We start from the raw sequence: 1,386 nt of genomic DNA on the forward strand, positions 1-1,386 counted from the left end.
GTCTGCTCCTGACCGTTGTCCACCAGTTTCGCCAGGGCCCACAGCATGTTGGTGATATCCTGGACATTAAATTGGTCTTTCTGTGCGATCACCCGGGGCAACAGCGCGACCAGGGCTTCGTTGAGCCCCGGTGTTTGCTCAAGCCCGTTGTCCACCAGTTTCGCCATGGCCCACAGCAGGTTGGCGATATTCTGAGGGTTAAATTGGTCTTTCTGTGCCTGCACCTGGGGCAACAGCCCGGCCACGGCCTCTTTGAGCCCTGATGTTTGCTTCAGCCCATAGTCCACCAGTTTCGCCATGGCCCACAGCAGGTTGGCGATTCCCTGGGCAGTAAATTGGCCTTTCTGTGCGTTCACATGGGGTAACAGCGCCACCACCGCCTCTTTGAGCCCTGGTGTCCGCTCCAGCCCGTTTTCCACCAGTTTCGCCATAGCCGACAGCAGGTTGACAATGCCCTGGGGATTAACCTGGTTTTTCTGTGCGTTTACGAGGGGCAACAGGGCGGCCACGGCCTCTTTGAGCCCTGGTGTCCGCTTCAGCCCGTTGTCCACCAGTTTCGCCATGGCCCACAGCAGGTTGACAATAGCCTGGGCATTAAACAGGTCTTTCTGTGCGTTCACCTGGGGCAACAGCGCAGCCATGGCCTCGTTGAGCCCCGGTGTCCGCTCCTGTCCGCTGTCCACCAGTTTGGCCATGGTCCACAGCAGGTTGGTGATTTCCTGTGTGTTAAAGTTAGCTTTCTGAGTGTTCACCTTGGGCAACAACGCGGCCACGGCCTTGTTGAGCTTTGGTGTCTGCTCCAGCCCCTTGTCCACCAGTTTCGCCATGGCCCACAGCAGGTTGGCGATAGCCTGAGGAATAAATTGGTCTTTCTGTATGTTAACGTGAGGCAGTAGCACAGCTACGGCCTCCTTGAGCTCTGGTGTCCGCTCCAGCCCGCTGTCCACCAGTTTCGCCATGGCCCACAGCAGGTTAGAGATTTCCTGTGGGTTAAAGTTAGCTTTCTGTGCGTTCACCCGGGATAACAACGCGGCAACGGCCTCGTTGATCTCTGGTGTCCACTCCCCGTTGTCCACCAGTTTCGCCATGGCCCACAGCAGGTTGGCGATACCCTGGGGATTGAATTGGTCTTTCTGTACGTTCACAAGGGGCAACAGGGCGGCCACGGCCTTTTTGAACTCTGGTGTCTGCTTCTGCCCGTTGTCCACCAGTTTCGCCATGGCCCACAGCAGGCTGGTGATTCCCCGGGCATCAATATCCCGGGCTCCAGGTTTTTGGTAGCAGTTAAATATTATTGCATCAAGCAGAGTTGACAATAAGGCAGCTTGAGTGAACTGAACACGCTCATGCATGGGTTTATAAGGGGTAAAAACACCCGCTGAAGTA

The 1,386-nt window shown here is 56.2% G+C and carries 1 protein-coding gene; it reads right to left on the reverse strand.

From position 1 onward, the window contains the following. Positions 1–1,386 (reverse strand): DUF1601 domain-containing protein (locus ACO6V1_RS23925; RefSeq protein WP_422469098.1); only part of this gene is annotated, 1,386 nt, incomplete at both ends.

Origin of the sequence: Endozoicomonas sp. ALC013, from assembly GCF_049310205.1 — a bacterium.
Classification (GTDB): Bacteria; Pseudomonadota; Gammaproteobacteria; order Pseudomonadales; family Endozoicomonadaceae; genus Endozoicomonas.